The following is a 16958-nucleotide window of genomic DNA, read 5'->3' as shown; positions in this document are numbered from 1 at the left end:
TTTTCTTTTTCGCCGGCTGCCGTAACCGGCCTATCAAAACCGGTGATCACTTGGCATTTCAGTGACCTGCAGGTAACGTGTAAGCTACCTTAAGCTGTACAAGCAGAGCGATTTCACACCATGAGCAGCATAGCAGACAACATCAATAGCGTAACCCAGCGTATCGAGAAAGCAACACTAGAAAAAGGTCGAAAACCTCATTCTGTGCGCTTGTTGGCGGTTAGTAAAACCCGCCAGGCGGACGAGTTGCGTGAGGCCGTAGCAGCAGGCCAGCAGGATTTCGGTGAAAACTATCTGCAAGAGGCGCTGGATAAGATAGCGAACCTGCAGGATATACCAGAGTTACGCTGGCATTTCATAGGGCCGATTCAATCCAATAAAACCGCACAGATAGCGTCTGCGTTTTGCTGGGTACACGGTGTTGAACGCCTGAAAATAGCCCGCCGCCTAAACGACCAGCGCGACACTGCTTTGCCCCCCTTGAATATTTGCCTACAGGTTAATATTGATAATGAACCCAGCAAATCCGGCTGCTCGCTGAACGAATTGCCAGCGCTGGTAGCCGCGATTGCCGAACTGCCGCAGCTGACATTGCGCGGGCTTATGGCGATTCCAGACCCAGAGCGCGGAGAAGTTGCATTACGCAAAAGCTTTCGGGCCATGAACAATGCCTTGATCCAGTTGCGCCAGGATCAGCCCGGCGCCGGGCCCCTGGACACCTTGTCTATGGGCATGTCTGACGATCTGGAGCTGGCCATTGGCGAGGGGTCGACCTGGGTAAGGGTAGGCACAGCGGTGTTTGGTCCACGCCAGCAAAAGAGCTGAAAACATCGGTTCCTGTTATGATCTGTAGCAGGCACAACCATTTTTCGATTGGGTCCAACCCTGGAGTGAATCTTGAGCAAATCACCGACCATTTCATTTATTGGTGCCGGTAATATGGCGAGCGCGATTATTGGCGGCATGCTGGATAATGGCTATAAAGCCGGCGCAATTTGGGTCAGCGCCCCAGACGACGAGCATCTGCAAGGCTTGCGCAAGCGTTTCGGCATCAGCGTAACCACCGACAACCGCTACTGCGCCCAACAATCTGACGTTGTTGTATTGGCGGTAAAGCCTCAAGTAATGGCCAGTGTGTGTGAAGATATTGCCGCGGTGGTGCGCAATACCCGGCCACTGATGGTTTCAATCGCCGCAGGCCTGACCGCCGACACTATCGACGGATGGCTTGGCGGCGGCGTACCCATGGTGCGGGTGATGCCCAATACGCCGTCACTGGTGGGCAAAGGAGCCGCGGGCTTGTTTGCCAACTCACGGGTCAGCGAACAACAAAAAAACGACGTTGCCGCCATCTTTGACAGCGTAGGCTCTGCCAACTGGGTGCAGCAGGAAGAACAATTACACGCAGTAACCGCATTGTCTGGCAGTGGCCCCGCCTATTTTTTCTTAATCTTGGAAGCTTTGGAAGAAGCCGCCACTAACGCTGGCATGGCGGCAGAAACAGCCCGTGAACTGGCCATCCAAACCATGGCAGGTGCCGCAGAAATGGCAGCTCGCAGTGACCTGGAACCGGCGCAACTCAAACGTAATGTAATGTCACCCGGTGGCACTACCGAGCAGGCGGTGAATACTTTCGAGCAAGGCGGTTTGCGCGAACTGGTGCAAAAAGCCTACTCCGCGGCCTATACCCGCTCCCAGGAAATGGCCAAAGAACTGGCCGGTAAATAACCATAGCAAACGGAGACACCCGCTGATGCTGCCGAAGATTCTGCTCACAATTTTGTCGATCGCGTCGTCATTCTATATGACCTTGGTATTGCTAAGGTTTTTGTTACAGCTGGCGCGAGCCGATTTTTACAATCCCATTTCGCAGTTCGTGGTGAAGGTCACCAATCCTCCGCTGCGTGTTGTGCGCAAGGTGATTCCCGGCTGGGGCGGTATTGACGGTGCAGCTATCGTGCTGGTCATACTAATTCAGGCCATCACCTTTGCCTTGGTGTTGCTGCTGTATGACGCCGGCGCTGCGCTGTTCAATCCGGCGTGGTTATTGTCCTGGTCCGTGTTGAATGTGGCGGGACTGGTAGCAAGTCTGTATTTCTGGGCGGTGATTGCCGTCGTGGTTATTAGTTGGATCGCACCCGGCAGCAGCCACCCAGCGATACAGTTGGTGGCCCAGATTACCGAACCGGTAATGCGCCCGGTTCGCAAAGTGGTGCCATCACTGGGCGGTTTGGACCTGTCGCCTATTATTGTCTTTCTGATACTGCAGGTAGTTACTGTGATGATTAATCACATGAAGGTAGCCACCGGCATGCCAGCGCTGCTGGCAGGAATGTAACCCAAGTCTCATAATTGCATTTTTTAATAATCAAAAAAGTCGCAACGCTGCACCAGCCCGCTGAATCAATCTACTGATTCAGCGGGTTTTTTTATTTTTAAGGCCTTATTTCTGCCAACTTAATCATTTTTTCAAAATAAAATGTCGCTTGATGGGCTACATATTTTGCCCGTGTCAGTAGTAACATCAAAAGTCATGCGCCATGGCTTTCGCCTTTCGTTCCGGTGCGGCTCGAACATGCTCAAGGACTCTACGATGACACCTCATGGGGCCCTGTCTCACCAAGTAGAAATTTATCACAGTTGGAAAAAAGAGCTGATCCGGCAGATCGGCCGCTACCGTCTGTGGCTACAAGATAACCAACTTTTTTCTGACGACATCAGTGAGCGTATTCACGAAGGCCTGCAGCTTCTGATGGAAGACGAGCTAACCATCGCTTTTGTCGGCGAATATTCCCGCGGTAAAACCGAACTCATCAACGCTCTGTTCTTTTCAGACTTCGGTCAGCGCATGCTGCCCTCCCAGGCCGGACGCACCACTATGTGCCCTACCGAACTATTTTTTGACCGCATCCATCAGCAAAACTATTTACTGCTGTTGCCCATAGAAACCCGCATGGGAGAACTCTCATTGCAGCAGCTGCGGGCCCAACCCGAGCGCTGGTTAAAGCATGAGCTAGACCCGGAAACCCCGGACCAAATGCGTCAAATGTTAGAAGAAGTGGCGCGGGTAAAAAGCGTCACACTTGCTGCAGCACGCACATTGGGCTTCGACGAGCAAATGCTGGAGCTCGACCGTGCCAATCCGGGCCAGGTTCTAATACCGGCCTGGCGTAACGCGCAGATCAGCATTCGCCACCCGCTGTTTGAACGCGGCCTGCGCATTCTGGACACTCCAGGCCTGAACGCCTTGGGCTCTGAACCGGAACTGACCATCAGCCTGCTGCCAAAAGCCCACGCCATCATATTTGTACTCAGCGCCGACACCGGCGTAACCGCTAGCGATTTGGCCATCTGGCATGACTTTATTGCCACCGACCAAGCCGATCACCGTGCCGGTCGCTTTGCGGTGATGAATAAGATAGACATGCTGTGGGACGAGCTTCAAGGTGAAGCAATTACCCGACAAGCCATCGAAAGAGTACGCGATTACAGCGCCAACCATCTAGGTATTCAACCACAAGATGTGATTCCCGTGTCGGCCAAACAGGGCTTGATCGGGCGCATAAAAAACGATTTTGATCTATTCCAGCGCTCAGGGATCGAACAACTTGAAGAACTGATTATTCAGCGCATTCTGACACACAAAGAAAAGCTGATTAACAGCGACCTGGTCAATGACCTGCTCGCTATGCTTCAGAACAGCCAAGTCGCTCTTCATAGCCAGCTGAGCGCGATGCACGAGGAACAGCAGGCCTGCAGCGGGCCGTCCCCCGACAGAGCGCGGCTGAAACGGTTGGCGGAAAAAACCCAGATCGATTACGAGTTCTACCATAAAAAACTGATCATTCTGCGGTCAAGTCGCCGCCTGGTGGAGGCTCAGGGCGCAACCCTGCAAGGGCTGGTAGCTGCGACACATTTTGATGCCCAGGTGACCCAGGTGCGCGATAACATGTCCAAAAGCTGGACCACAATGGGTATGAACCGAGCAATAGATCAGTTTTTTGACGGTTTGGAAGGCGATCTTTCCCACCTGCTGACCGAAAGCAGGCTTGCGGAGCGCATGGTAACGGCCATTTACAAACGCTACAGCGATGACCCAGGTGCTCGCCACTTAGAGCCAACGCCCTTCCGGGCTGGCCGTCATGTAATCGCCATCCGCAAGCTGCGCCAGAAATCAGAGAGCTTTCGCAGCAACCCCCGCAATTTGCTCACCGAACAGTCAGTGCTGGTGCGGCGGTTTTCCAACCTGATGATTAACGAAGTGCGTAATCTCTATCTGATAGCGCAAAAAGACGCGGAACGCTGGCCACGACAAGCGCTACTGCCGGTGATGCAGTACACGCTTGAACAAAAACAACTGCTGCAACACCAAATCGGACGGTTAAAAGAGCTGGCAAACAATGATCGCCACGGCCGGGCCGAAACAAAGCGCCTTCAGGATGCCATCAGCAATCTGCAGCGCCAGCTAGAACTGGCAGAAGCCATACACCGTCAAATTCGCAAGCCCGCACCATCCCTCGCTCATCAAAAAGCAGTTAACCTTTCCAGCGCTAGGTGATTCACCGGCGGCAGTTGCAGCTCGCTGCTGCCGCCTTTACACTAAAACGCTCGAGCGCCGTTCCTCTGTGGCGCATCCGTATCTCTCGATTCCAGCCAGGAAGTCATCGCGCCAATGCCCGATCCATTGCCCGCAGATTCTGTTGGGCTTGTTACCCCGCAGACCTACCATTTTGATACACCGCTGGAGCTTGCTTGCGGCAAGGTGCTGAACCGCTATGAGCTGGTAGTGGAAACCTATGGCGAACTGAATGCCGGCGCCAGCAATGCGATTTTGATTTGTCACGCCCTTAGCGGCCATCATCACGCTGCTGGTTATCACAGCGCCGACGAACGCAAAGCAGGCTGGTGGGACAGTTGTATTGGTCCCGGAAAGCCCATTGATACCCGCCGTTTTTTTGTGGTGAGCCTTAACAATCTGGGGGGCTGCCACGGCAGCACCGGCCCCAGCAGCACCAACCCGGACACGGGTTCACTGTATGGCCCGGACTTTCCAGTTGTCACGGTAACTGACTGGGTCAACAGCCAGGCGCGGCTGGCCGACAAGCTCGGCATAGAATGCTGGGCTGCGGTGGTGGGCGGATCGCTAGGCGGCATGCAAGCACTGCAATGGAGCCTTACCTATCCCGAGCGCATACGCCACGCGGCAGTTATCGCGTCAACGCCGCGTCTGAGCGCTCAGAACATTGCCTTTAACGAGGTAGCGCGACAGGCTATTACGAGTGATCCGGAATTTCACGCAGGGCGCTACAGCGACAATTTTACGCTACCCCGGCGCGGTTTGATGCTGGCGCGCATGGTAGGCCACATTACCTATCTGTCTGACGCTTCCATGGGCGAAAAGTTTGGCCGTGAGTTACGTGAAACAGCCTACAAATTCGGTTACGACGCGGAATTTCAAGTTGAAAGCTATCTGCGCTATCAGGGCGAACGCTTTTCCGAATCGTTCGATGCTAACACCTACCTGTTAATGACCAAGGCCTTGGACTACTTCGACCCCGCCTACGAATTCGGTGGCGACCTGGCCAAAGCCCTGCAGGGCGCACGGTGCGAATTCCTGGTGTTGTCCTTCAGCACCGACTGGCGCTTTGCACCAGAGCGCTCTGAAGAGTTGGTTAAAGCCATGATCGCCGCACGCCGCAAAGTCAGTTACGCTGAAATTGATGCTCCCTGGGGCCACGACGGGTTTTTGATTCCCACGCCACGTTATACCGATGTATTTACCGCCTATATGGACCGTGTCGCGCGGGAGGTTGGAGCATGAGAGCCGATCTTGAAATTATCCAACAGTGGATAAAACCGGGCCATCACGTATTGGACCTGGGCTGCGGTGACGGCACGCTGCTCGATTTTCTGCAACGCGAACGCGGCGCAAGCGGTTACGGCCTGGAAATTAATCCGGCGTATATCACACACTGTATGAGCCGCGGCGTATCAGTGATAGAACAGAACCTCGATACCCAGGGGTTGGCCAACTTTGACGACAACAGCTTTGATGTCGTGCTGATGACCCAGGCCCTGCAAGCGGTCCGCCGGCCCGACAAAGTACTGGACGAAATGCTGCGTCTGGGCAACGAAGGCATAGTGACCTTTCCCAATTTTGCCCATTGGCGCCTGCGTTGGGGATTGGCATTGAGCGGGCGCATGCCCGAATCCGAAGCGCTTCCGTATAAGTGGTACAACACCCCCAACATACGGCTGTGTACGTTCCAAGACTTTGAAGCTCTGTGCCGCCAGAAAAGCATACGCATCACCAGCCGCAAGGTTGTAGACGGCCAGCACCAGAACAGCTGGGTGGCCCGTTTGTGGCCAAACCTGCTAGGCGAAATTGCGATTTACCGCATCACAAAGGAGAATTCACAATGATGATTGCCAAACATTCGATTTTTATACGCTCGGCTTTTGCGCTGTTAATTTTGTGCTTCGCCGGTTTGGCCCAAGCCGACAGCAAGAACTTCGGTGAATACACCGTTTCCTGGAGCGTGCTACCCAGCACCTTCCTGACACCGGAAATAGCGAAAGAAAACAAATTGCAACGCAGTAAAAGTATCGGCATTGTGAACGTTGCCATTATGCAAACCGGCGCCGACGGTACTTTGTCGCCGGTGGCTGGCCAGGTTGAGGGCCGAGTCACCAACGACATTCAACAAGTTCGCTTTCTGGCATTTCGCCGCATACAAGAAGGCAGCGCGATATACTTTATTGCCGAGTACCAGTATGGCACGGCTGAATTACTGACGTTCAATGTTACCGCGCGCCCAACGGGTCACGACCAAGAACTGCCTGTACGATTTTCCCAAGCTTTGTTTAACGACTAAGCCTCTAACAACTGAGCCTTCAATGCCCCAGACACTGGTTATTGCCAGCAACAACCCTGGCAAAATTGCAGAATTCAATGATCTTCTGGCCCCATTGGGGCTGGCGCCCGTTGCCCAAGGCGAACTGGGCGTGGGTGAAGCCGAAGAACCGGCGGTCACCTTTGTGGAAAATGCCATTCTGAAAGCCCGCCACGCGGCCCGTATTACCGGCCTACCAGCATTGGCAGACGACAGCGGCTTAGCTGTAGACGCCTTGGGCGGCCAGCCGGGTGTGCGCTCAGCGCGTTATGCCGGCGACGACGCCAGCGATGCAGACAACTTGAATGCGCTGTTAGTCAACATGGCCAATGTGCCAGACGGCAAACGCAGCGCCCAATTCCACAGCGTGCTGGTTTACTTGCGCCACGCCGATGACCCTACGCCGCTGGTGTGCCACGGCCAATGGCACGGCAATATATTGCGCCAGGCTTCAGGCGCCGGCGGTTTTGGTTACGATCCGATATTCTTTGTGCCTGAGCGCAACTGCAGCGCCGCTGAGTTAAGCCGCGCTGAAAAAGGCCAGCTTAGCCACCGCGGCAAGGCCCTAGCGATGATGGCCGAACAATTGAAGCGCGAACTGCTGGACGCCTCTTGAGCTTAGACCCGACACCTGCGGCCGTTGAGCCTGCGCTGAGCCTGTATCTGCACGTGCCTTGGTGCGTGCGCAAATGCCCGTATTGCGACTTCAACTCCCATGCTATTACCGGGGACATCCCTGAAAGCGCGTATTTAAAGGCGCTGCTGGACGACCTTGATCAGGATTTACACCTGGCCGCAGGCCGCATCATACAAACGGTGTTTATTGGCGGTGGCACGCCATCGCTGATGAGCGGTGGTTTTTACAGAGATTTGTTTCGCCAGCTAAAAACAAAGCTGGAATTTGCGGCAGACGCTGAAATCACCCTAGAGGCAAATCCTGGCACTCTCGAGCAGGGCCGTTTTGAGGCGTTCCGCGAGGCCGGTATCAACCGGCTGTCGATAGGTGTGCAAAGCTTTAACCCAGAGCACCTAAAGGTGCTTGGGCGCATTCACGACAGCCAGGCCGCCCACAACGCCATAACAGCAGCGCGCCAGGCCGGCTTTAACAACTTCAATATCGATCTTATGCACGGCTTGCCTGGTCAAACGCCTGAACAGGCACTGGACGATCTGGCTCAGGCCCTATCGTATCAACCACCGCACTTGTCCTGGTATCAACTTACGGTGGAGCCCAACACCGAGTTCTACAGCCAGCCACCAGAGCTGCCAGACGACGATCGGCTATGGGATATTTTTAGCCAAGGCGGCGACTACCTGCGCAGCCACGGTTTTACCGATTACGAGGTATCCGCCTGGAGCCAACAGAATATGGCATCGCGCCATAATCTGAATTACTGGACGTTTGGCGACTATTTGGCCCTGGGCGCCGGAGGACACGGTAAGATCAGTCAGCCGGATGGCCAAATTTTGCGCTACTGGAAAACCCGCCAACCGCAAGCCTATTTAAATCGAATAGGCAGCCGCACCGCCGGCAGTGAGGCGATAGCAGTGGCAGAGCGGCCGCTGGAGTTTCTGATGAACGCGCTGCGCCTTGGCGCGGGCGTGCCCGAAAACCTGTTTCAACAACGCACAGGTTTACCCTTAAGCACGATTGCGGTACAACTTGAAACATTAAGGCAGGAGGGTTTAGTGCACCCTCAACGCATTCAGGCCACCGAACTCGGCCAACGCTATTTGAACAGCCTGCTGCAGCGGTTTTTGTAGACGGCTGTAGTGATTGCAACGTGATGCCAGTGATGATGATGGCGGCAATAATCTCGGCGCCAGCGGCAAGGGAGCACACCCGATGAAATCTGCCCCAATTCAACGCACGCCTGACAGTCAGCGCACTCGGCGGCGCCTCTCTGAGCGACTGAAAGTCGGCTTTGCGCTGTCAGCACTTCTCGCTATCGCCCTGCTGCTGATCAACCAGTTGCTCCATACGCCCCAAGCGCCTCAAGGTATTGTTAATTTACAACTGGCCGGCAACGCCGCATATACCCGCGATATATTGCAAAGCTGGAGCCCGCAACAACAGGCGTGGGCTAGAATCTCGTTACTTTTAGATTTCTTAATGGTTGCGCTCTATTCCATTACCTTGTTTCTACTAACCCGCCGGCTTCTGATAGACCGCCCCGGTGTGCGCGAGCGCACAGCAGGCCGCTGGGTGCTTATTCTCTTTGCGTTGGCGGCCGTCAGCGATTGCATTGAAAACCTGTTGCTACTGAACAATTTGAAAGAGCCAAACGACCTGTTCAGCCTGGCTGCCACATTTTCTGCGCTGGTGAAATTTACCGGTTTGCTACTGGGCAGTGCAGGCCTAGTGATTATTCGCGCCGCCCGGCGACATCCGCTTACTCACGCGTGAACTGGCAAGCATGTTCAAAAACGACGGCCAACGAACCGTAACCGGGTGTTGTGCTGGCTGCTTATTAGTTGGTGCGATAAAACAACAAATCCCAGACACCGTGGCCCAGGCGTTCACCGCGTTGTTCAAATTTAGTCACCGGGCGGCCTTCCGGCTTTGGCGAGAAACCACCTTCAATCTGGGTGTTGGCGAAGCCTTCCGAATCAGCCATCACTTCCATCATGTGTTCGGCATAATTTTCCCAATCGGTCGCCAAGTGCAGAATGCCTCCAACTCTAAGCTTGTGGCGAAGACGTTGAACAAATTCCTGCTGCACCAAGCGGCGCTTATGGTGGCGCTTTTTGTGCCAGGGGTCCGGGAAAAACACCATTACCCGGTCAAGGCAGGCATCCGCCAGACACAGGTCGATCACATCGTTGGCATCAATGCTGTAAATGCGGATGTTTTCTAATCCACGATCAGCGATTTCTTTCAGCAAAGCACCTACGCCCGGCAGGTGCACTTCCACACCGATAAAGTCCTGCTCTGGCGCGGCCTCAGCCATATCCGCCAGCGAACGCCCCATACCAAAACCTATTTCGAGATTGAGCATGGCATCGCGGCCAAACACCTGACGCGGATCAATCATGCCGTGTTCTCGAGTCAGACCGAATTTGGGCCAGTTGCGTTCGTAGGCTTTGCGCTGGCCCTCAGTCATCCGGCCCTGACGCAACACAAAACTGCGTACACCACGGCGGGTGGTTACCGGGGACTCTTCGGAACGGCCGTTTTTGGCGTGATCCTTTGGGGTATTTTCTTCAGTCATCATGCATCCTTAAACTGCTGCTGGCGGATTCTGGCGAATCGATATGGCCAGTTTACCAGACGCCTGAGCACCAGAGTACAAGGTGAGCTAACGACTGCAGCTCAAGACGAAACCAGAGAGCTTTGACCGTTGCGGCGGTCTAGCTGCCGATAGCCCAAGGCTTCCACCAGATGGGCGCGGGCTACGTCAGTACTGGCATCTAGGTCCGCCAGTGTACGTGCCACCCGTAGTATCCGATGCAAGGCACGAGCAGACAGCCCGAGTTTTTCCATTGCCCTCAATAGCAGTTGCTCACTGTCACTATCAAGCTGACAAGCCGTTTGCAGCGCCTTGCCCGACAACTCGGCGTTCAACGCACCTCTGGCGTTCTGCAAGCAACGAGCCGCTACGACTCGCGCCCGCACCTGAGCGCTGCTCTCGCCGGGCTCACCGTGCTGCATAAACACATCACCACCTTGCACCGGCACTTCTACGTGCAAATCGAAACGGTCCAACAACGGGCCAGAAATCTTCGAGCGATAACGAACAATTTGGGCGGGACTACACTGGCATTCGATAGTGGGATGGCCGCTGTAACCACAGGGGCACGGGTTCATCGCACCGACAACCTGAAAGCGGGCGGGGAATGTAACCTGGCGTGCAGCTCGGCTGATGTGAATTTCGCCGGTTTCCATAGGTTCACGCAGCACTTCCAGCACCCGCCGTTCAAATTCTGGAAGTTCGTCCAAAAACAACACGCCGCGATGAGCCAAAGAAATCTCCCCGGGCCGCGGACTGCTGCCGCCACCGACCATAGCCACCGCCGAAGCCGTGTGGTGTGGCGCCCGAAAAGGCGGCTGGCGCCAACCGCCCTCGGCCACTGTCAGGCCGGCTACAGAATGCACACTCGCCACTTCCATCGCAGCGGTGTCGGCAAGCGCCGGCATAATGCCCGGCAGACGCCTGGCGAGCATGCTTTTACCGGTTCCAGGCGGGCCAAAAAACAATAGATTGTGACCGCCTGCAGCGGCCACCTCTAACGCCCTGCGCGGCACCTGTTGGCCCCGAACATCGGCTAAATCCGGCCCAATTGTCGCTTGTCCGCTGTTGGCGCCGCTTAAATCCGCAGGCGCTAGCGGCACAAGCCGAGCGCGACCATGCAAATGTTCGCACACAGCCAACAAATGGCTGGCGGCCAGTACGTCGTGTTCACTGGCCAATGCTGCCTCGGCGGCATTGGCTTGGGGCACCAAAAGTTGGCGGCCCTCTGCGCGGGCCGCCAGAACCGCCGGTAATACACCTTTCAACGGGCGCAATGCGCCATCTAGCGACAGCTCACCGACAAACTCGCAGGTGCTCAGCGCCGCGGCCGGAATTTGGCCAGAAGCCGCCAAAATGCCAAGGGCAATTGGCAAGTCAAAACGGCCACCCTCTTTGGGCAGGTCGGCGGGGGCAAGATTGATGGTAATACGACGTGCGGGGAAATCAAAACCGGCGTTAATCAGGGCGCTGCGCACTCGTTCTTTACTTTCGCGCACGCCCGTTTCTGGCAGACCTACAATCGACAGTGCAGGCAAACCGCCGGACAGGTGCACTTCAACGCTGACCGCCGGCGCAGATACGCCAACACAGGCGCGGGTTTGAACAATAGCAAGCATAGTAACCTTCCATGGTTATTATTTTCCGTCAGCCTTTGGTTGACTGCTCCAGTTCGGTTACGCGGGCTTCCAGTGTTTCCACCATGGCGCGGGTTTTCAACAATACCGCTTGCTGGGCATCAAACTCTTCACGAGTAACCAACTCAAGACGCGACAATACTGAGGCAACACTGGCCCGCGCCTGTGCTTCAAAGTCGTCTTTGGCAGCACGGGCCATATCCGGTACGAATTGACCAAACCGACCCTGCAGTTGGGAAAAAATGTCCTGTGGACCTTTCATGAACACCCCTTATTTATGTAAACACGCTTAAACAAGCTTTGCGGCAGCGGCTTCAAAGGCCTTATCTATCGCAGAATTATTACCGATCAGTGTATCACACCGCCTGCCCTGCCATACTGAGACTGTGGAGGTGATCCCACAGAGCAATAAGAAGGCGAGGACTGTAGTCGAACGCGCCATTATGATCCCATGACGCTAAAAACGCACTGATATGGTGCAGGTAAAGCCAGCCTAGGACCAGAGAATTAATTTTATCCATTTGTTTTTAAACTATTTTTTTGCGTTGGCACATCCGATGCTAAAGCCCCATACACAATCCGCACAATTGCCGTGCGGGGTGGCCGCATCCCGGTCCCAGTCAGCAGCCCCATGGCGCTGCCAGTTGGAACAGCTTTACCAAGGAGAAATCAATGAAACTGATTACAGCAATCATCAAGCCATTCAAATTGGACGACGTGCGTGAAGCCTTGTCCGAGATCGGTGTTCAGGGTGTCACTGTTACAGAAGTTAAAGGCTTCGGGCGCCAGAAGGGCCACACCGAACTGTATCGTGGCGCCGAATACGTAGTGGATTTCTTGCCCAAAGTGAAAGTGGAAGTCGCCATTGGCGATGATCTGATGGACCAAGTAATCGAGTCCATTACTAAAGCCGCCAACACTGGAAAAATCGGTGACGGCAAGATTTTCGTGACCGAGCTGCAGCAGGCGATCCGGATTCGTACCGGCGAAACCGGCGAAGAAGCGGTTTAAACTCGCTCTCTCGCCTTAACTGCCAACGCAAAAACCTTTTTTATTAAACAGAGCCTTGTGCGGAGGGTCTTTATGGAAAGCAACGTCTTTCAATTACAGTACGCGATGGATACCTTTTATTTCCTGGTGTGCGGTGCCTTGGTCATGTGGATGGCCGCAGGCTTTGCCATGCTTGAATCTGGCTTGGTACGCGCCAAAAACACCACCGAAATTCTCACCAAAAACGTGGCTTTGTATTCTATTGCCTGCATCATGTATCTTGTTTGTGGCTACGCCATTATGTATGACGGCTCAATCCTGCTGGCAGGCATTGGTGAAACAGACACAGCCTCAGTACTTGCCGACTTTGCCGGCCGTGAAGACGGTTTTGAAGGCGGTTCCATCTACTCTGCTCCATCAGACTTTTTCTTTCAGGTGGTGTTTGTAGCGACGGCTATGTCCATAGTCTCCGGCGCTGTAGCCGAGCGCATGAAACTCTGGGCATTCCTGGCATTTGCAGTCGTAATGACCGGCGTTATTTATCCAATGGAAGGTTCATGGACTTGGGGCGGTAATGATGTGTTCGGCCTGTATAACCTGGGTGACCTTGGCTTCAGTGACTTTGCCGGCTCCGGTATTGTGCACATGGCCGGTGCTGCAGCCGCTCTGGCAGGCGTAATTCTGCTCGGAGCACGCAAAGGCAAGTACGGTCCGAACGGTGAAATCCGCGCTATTCCCGGCGCCAACCTGCCTCTGGCAGCTCTTGGTACCTTTATTCTTTGGATGGGCTGGTTCGGCTTTAACGGCGGCTCGGTACTTAAACTGGGTGATATCGCCAGTGCCAATTCGGTTGCCATGGTGTTTTTAAACACCAATGCCGCTGCTGCGGGTGGCTCTATTGCCGCGCTGATTACCGCTCGCATATTGTTTGGTAAAGCAGACTTGACCATGTTGCTGAACGGCGCTATCGCTGGCCTGGTGGTTATCACCGCCGAGCCATCCACACCAACGGCTCTGCAGGCAACCCTTTGGGGTGCGCTCGGCGGTATAGCAGTCGTATTTAGCATTATTGGTCTGGACAAACTGCGAATTGATGATCCGGTCGGCGCTATTTCAGCACACGGCGTTTGTGGTCTGCTGGGCCTGCTGCTGGTACCAATCACCAACAGTGGCGCAAGCTTCAGTGGCCAGTTGATTGGCGCAGCCACCATATTTGGCTGGGTATTCTTGGCCAGCCTGGTTACCTGGGGCATCATTAAGGCTGTCATGGGCTTACGCGTCAGCGAAGAGGAAGAGTACGAGGGCGTCGATATTGTCGAATGCGGCATGGAAGCCTATCCGGAGTTTGTCAGCATCAAATAGTAAAGCTGCGAACACCAGTGACAAGGAGCGCCCAAATGGGCGCTCCTTCGCGTTTTGAGGCCTTCATTTTAGAAATCTGGCACTCTTCCCAGGTTAAAGAACAGGGAAGAAGATTCCTTGGGCAGTATTAAGTCAAAATGCCACAGCCCTAGCCTGAGGGGGAGCGGCAAACTTCTGAATCTTGACCTGTCGGACAACGATTTCTTATAACAGCGGGTAAGGGCGACCGTGTCGTTGATAAGCGCCCTGCTACAGATAAAACGCCTACCGTTCCTCCGGTCAGTGATCTGCGTTTTTTCATCCAATTTTCCCGGCGTTGTACTTTGGCGTTACAAAACGTAGAGCCCTGTTGCAAAGTTCGCTGGCAACTCAGTCAAGACCCATGCCACCATCAGCCCCATCCCCAGAAGCGGGCATTCTAGCTATGGGCCACCAGTCCACCGGTGGCATAAGCGTGTACCAGTTTAACCCCGAAGAGCTGACGCTGAAGCGGATCTGGGTGGTGGAGTAGCTCGAAGCGGCAGCCGTCGCCGCCAAACATCACCAACAATTTTCCAGGTTTTAGGGGGTAAACCACCGCGGATGGTGATCCGGGCATATCAACAGGGCGTAAATTAATGTCTTACAAGCCTTGAATGAGTTCATAGTATGATGACAAAATCTAACTCAAATCATGCAACAGCCAAGGAGCATCCGGTGACAACACTGGAGCAGAAGTCGGTTAAATCCGAAGGGCGTAACGACCCTTGGAGTAACCTGTTGGTAAAAGTAGGGAAAAACCAAGACCGGCAAGCTTATCACCAGCTGTTCGAGCACTTCGGCCCGCAGATTAAGTATTACGCCATGGCCAACGGCATGGCGAATCACGCAGAAGAGCTTGTGCAGGAAGTATTTGTATCGATCTGGCGCCGGTCGTGTCTTTATGATTGGCGCAAAGCGGCGGCATCTACCTGGATTTTTACCATTGCGCGAAACCAGCGTATTGATATGTTACGCAAAATGAAGCGTATCAGCGCTGAAATATCGGTAGAGACTGAAGATCTGTGGCAGATCCCGGGCGATCACGAAAACGAGCCCGTTACGTCGCTGGTTCGTTTGATGTCGGAGCGCCGAGTACGTGAATCTCTTAGTTTGTTACCAGAAGAACAAACGACTGTCATTGCCAAAGTGTATATGGAAAGCAAGTCTCATCAGATGGTTGCTGACGAACTGAGAATACCTCTGGGAACAGTAAAAAGCCGGGTCCGTCTGGCACTCAACAAACTTAAAGTGATTTTGCAGGATCAAAACCAATGACACGGCATCACCCCGAAGGTACAAGCCTGATGGAATTCAGTGCGGGTACGTTGTCTGATCCTCACGCCCTATGCATACGGTTACATCTTGAAAGGTGTCCGCTTTGCAGCAGTAGGGTAGACACTTTAGAGAGCTTGGGTGCAGTAATGTTGGAACAACAACCCTTGACTGAAAGTTCCAAGCCGGCTGTGTCCACCTTCGACGCGATTCTTGCCTGTATTGACAACAACATAGGGCCTGTAGAAACCCAGCAGAAGCGCAGAGACCTTATTGAGAAGTTGTTGGGTTGCAACATCAACGATTTGCCTTGGAAGCGCCAACTGGGCGATGTCAGCATGCTTGACGTAACTGATCGTTTCCCCGGACAGGCAGAGAGGGTGGTATTGCAAAAATTGTCCTCTGGAGGCAAAGCGCCTGCCCACACCCACCGTGGAACCGAGACCACGATCGTCTTGCAGGGTGCATTTTCTGACCAGAACGGTATCTTCAATCAGTGGGATTTTGCAGTGCTTGACGTGAATGACAATCACCGCCCGATCGCTGTTGGCCACGAAGATTGCATTACATTGTCAGTGCTTAGTGCACCGCTGAAACTAACGGGTACCTTTACCCGGCTGCTCAACCCTTTCATGAGCTGAGCAGGTTACGTATTAACCAATAAAATCACTATTAGCACGCTGTCTTTACCAAGGCAGTATGTTGCCGTCCCACGATAAAAAGCTGCCATTCATCGATTCGTCAATGTGGTCAATCACGGTTAACAGGTTGGCAGCGGTTTCACAGGGATCGTGTACTTCCAAGTTAGCCAGCGATTGAGAGAATGGCTCACTCAATGCCGAATGAGTTGTACCTGGATGTAACGCAATACAGACCACCGGCGACATGCGCCTGGGTAGCTCTACAGACAGCGTTTTTACCAACATGTTCAGCGCTGCTTTGGAACTACGATAGGCGTACCAACCCCCCAAGCGGTTGTCGCCAATGCCACCTACCTTGGCGGAAATCGCCACAATGCGCTTTGTGCGCTTGTGCCGCAGCCAAGGTAATAATGCTTGCACCAGCAACCCAAAGCCACTGGCGTTCACCGCCATAGCCCGCACCAGGGAACTGGCCTGCAAATCTTCCAAGCGTTTCTCTGGCTTCATATTTTCTCCGTGCAGTATGCCTGCAGCGTAGATAATCATATCCAGCCCTTCTGCTTTTGGCACAGTAGCGGCTAATTCCGCGGCAACCTGACCTAGGGCCTCGGGTTTTTCTGCATCCCAAGCCAATACCTGATGTTGCTCGTGCAGAAACGCCGGCGCTTTTCCCGGCTGACGGCAAAGGCCAATAATCTCAACATCAGCTCGAGCCCCAAGTTTTTCGGCCAGCGCTGCGCCAATCGCGCCAGACACACCCGCTATCAAAATTCGCATAGCATTCACCAAGGTCCGTTTAAAAGAATCGTGCACGGCTGTTTGTTGCCATGCAGAGCTAAGCTGTGCTTCGAGCAATAATTGTTACGCCTGCCAAAGCTCAAAGAGCCAATGTTCCGCGCCATTACTTCATTA

19 protein-coding genes are annotated in these 16958 nt (G+C 54.1%); 15 read left to right on the top strand and 4 right to left on the bottom strand.

The features are described 5' to 3' along the window. The first annotated feature begins 120 nt into the window (after nucleotides 1–120). The 10 genes from ABA45_RS02780 to ABA45_RS02735 all read left to right on the top strand — a co-directional run bounded on the left by ABA45_RS02780 (nucleotide 121) and on the right by ABA45_RS02735 (nucleotide 9300). Nucleotides 121–825, top strand: a complete 705-nt coding sequence (locus tag ABA45_RS02780; RefSeq protein WP_048384253.1) for a YggS family pyridoxal phosphate-dependent enzyme — start codon at nucleotides 121–123, stop codon at nucleotides 823–825. Nucleotides 826–897: 72 nt separating this feature from the next. Further along, on the top strand, nucleotides 898–1728 hold the full coding sequence (gene proC / locus ABA45_RS02775) for a pyrroline-5-carboxylate reductase (RefSeq protein ID WP_048384252.1): 831 nt from the start codon (nucleotides 898–900) through the stop codon (nucleotides 1726–1728). A gap of 25 nt (nucleotides 1729–1753) precedes the next feature. Continuing rightward, on the top strand, nucleotides 1754–2338 hold the full coding sequence (locus ABA45_RS02770; RefSeq protein ID WP_048384251.1) for a YggT family protein: 585 nt from the start codon (nucleotides 1754–1756) through the stop codon (nucleotides 2336–2338). A 255-nt stretch (nucleotides 2339–2593) separates the two neighbouring features. Then, nucleotides 2594–4558, top strand: coding sequence for a dynamin family protein (locus tag ABA45_RS02765; protein WP_048384250.1), 1965 nt, complete (start codon nucleotides 2594–2596; stop codon nucleotides 4556–4558). A 114-nt stretch (nucleotides 4559–4672) separates the two neighbouring features. After that, nucleotides 4673–5821: a homoserine O-succinyltransferase MetX gene (gene metX, locus ABA45_RS02760; RefSeq protein ID WP_048384249.1), complete on the top strand. Its 1149-nt coding sequence runs from the start codon at nucleotides 4673–4675 to the stop codon at nucleotides 5819–5821. Continuing rightward, nucleotides 5818–6423, top strand: a complete 606-nt coding sequence (metW, locus tag ABA45_RS02755; RefSeq protein ID WP_048384248.1) for a methionine biosynthesis protein MetW — start codon at nucleotides 5818–5820, stop codon at nucleotides 6421–6423. Before metX ends, metW begins: the two co-directional genes overlap by 4 nt. After that, the gene (locus tag ABA45_RS02750) at nucleotides 6420–6875 is read left to right on the top strand and encodes a DUF4426 domain-containing protein (RefSeq protein WP_048384247.1); all 456 of its coding nucleotides are present in this window, start codon (nucleotides 6420–6422) and stop codon (nucleotides 6873–6875) included. The genes metW and ABA45_RS02750 overlap by 4 nt, the downstream gene beginning before the upstream one ends. Before the next feature lie 22 nt (nucleotides 6876–6897). Beyond that, nucleotides 6898–7509, top strand: coding sequence for an RdgB/HAM1 family non-canonical purine NTP pyrophosphatase (gene rdgB, locus ABA45_RS02745; RefSeq protein WP_048384246.1), 612 nt, complete (start codon nucleotides 6898–6900; stop codon nucleotides 7507–7509). Further along, on the top strand, nucleotides 7506–8657 hold the full coding sequence (gene hemW, locus ABA45_RS02740) for a radical SAM family heme chaperone HemW (protein ID WP_048384245.1): 1152 nt from the start codon (nucleotides 7506–7508) through the stop codon (nucleotides 8655–8657). The genes rdgB and hemW overlap by 4 nt, the downstream gene beginning before the upstream one ends. Before the next feature lie 82 nt (nucleotides 8658–8739). Then, the gene (locus ABA45_RS02735; protein WP_048388619.1) at nucleotides 8740–9300 is read left to right on the top strand and encodes a hypothetical protein; all 561 of its coding nucleotides are present in this window, start codon (nucleotides 8740–8742) and stop codon (nucleotides 9298–9300) included. Nucleotides 9301–9364: 64 nt separating this feature from the next. Here ABA45_RS02735 and trmB read toward each other — a convergent pair whose 3' ends face one another. The 3 genes from trmB to ABA45_RS02720 form a co-directional block, all read right to left on the bottom strand. Next, nucleotides 9365–10105: a tRNA (guanosine(46)-N7)-methyltransferase TrmB gene (trmB, locus tag ABA45_RS02730; protein WP_048384244.1), complete on the bottom strand. Its 741-nt coding sequence runs from the start codon at nucleotides 10103–10105 to the stop codon at nucleotides 9365–9367. A 101-nt stretch (nucleotides 10106–10206) separates the two neighbouring features. Then, nucleotides 10207–11742, bottom strand: coding sequence for a YifB family Mg chelatase-like AAA ATPase (locus ABA45_RS02725; RefSeq protein WP_048384243.1), 1536 nt, complete (start codon nucleotides 11740–11742; stop codon nucleotides 10207–10209). Between the two features lie 28 nt (nucleotides 11743–11770). Then, the gene (locus ABA45_RS02720; RefSeq protein ID WP_048384242.1) at nucleotides 11771–12022 is read right to left on the bottom strand and encodes an accessory factor UbiK family protein; all 252 of its coding nucleotides are present in this window, start codon (nucleotides 12020–12022) and stop codon (nucleotides 11771–11773) included. Nucleotides 12023–12432: 410 nt separating this feature from the next. On the opposite strand from ABA45_RS02720, the gene glnK reads away from it, so the two are divergent. From glnK to ABA45_RS02700, 5 genes are all read left to right on the top strand, one after another. After that, entirely contained in the window at nucleotides 12433–12771 is a 339-nt protein-coding gene (glnK, locus tag ABA45_RS02715) for a P-II family nitrogen regulator (protein WP_007350272.1), read from the top strand. Between the two features lie 72 nt (nucleotides 12772–12843). After that, complete coding sequence (locus ABA45_RS02710) at nucleotides 12844–14112, top strand: ammonium transporter (protein ID WP_048384241.1); 1269 nt, start codon at nucleotides 12844–12846, stop codon at nucleotides 14110–14112. 382 nt (nucleotides 14113–14494) lie between these two features. After that, nucleotides 14495–14623, top strand: coding sequence for a hypothetical protein (locus ABA45_RS19550; protein WP_264753024.1), 129 nt, complete (start codon nucleotides 14495–14497; stop codon nucleotides 14621–14623). A gap of 185 nt (nucleotides 14624–14808) precedes the next feature. Continuing rightward, complete coding sequence (locus ABA45_RS02705) at nucleotides 14809–15408, top strand: sigma-70 family RNA polymerase sigma factor (RefSeq protein WP_048384240.1); 600 nt, start codon at nucleotides 14809–14811, stop codon at nucleotides 15406–15408. Then, a complete protein-coding gene (locus tag ABA45_RS02700; protein ID WP_048384239.1) occupies nucleotides 15405–16046 on the top strand; it encodes a ChrR family anti-sigma-E factor in 642 nt (213 codons plus the stop codon). The genes ABA45_RS02705 and ABA45_RS02700 overlap by 4 nt, the downstream gene beginning before the upstream one ends. A 45-nt stretch (nucleotides 16047–16091) precedes the next feature. Here the strand turns inward: ABA45_RS02700 and ABA45_RS02695 are convergent, their stop codons facing one another. Beyond that, on the bottom strand, nucleotides 16092–16823 hold the full coding sequence (locus ABA45_RS02695) for an SDR family NAD(P)-dependent oxidoreductase (protein ID WP_048388616.1): 732 nt from the start codon (nucleotides 16821–16823) through the stop codon (nucleotides 16092–16094). Between the last annotated feature and the right edge of the window lie 135 nt (nucleotides 16824–16958).

Source organism: Marinobacter psychrophilus (genome assembly GCF_001043175.1).
Classification (GTDB): Bacteria; Pseudomonadota; Gammaproteobacteria; order Pseudomonadales; family Oleiphilaceae; genus Marinobacter; species Marinobacter psychrophilus.
Note: the sequence above shows the minus strand (reverse complement) of the source record. Positions and strands in the feature narration are given on the sequence as shown.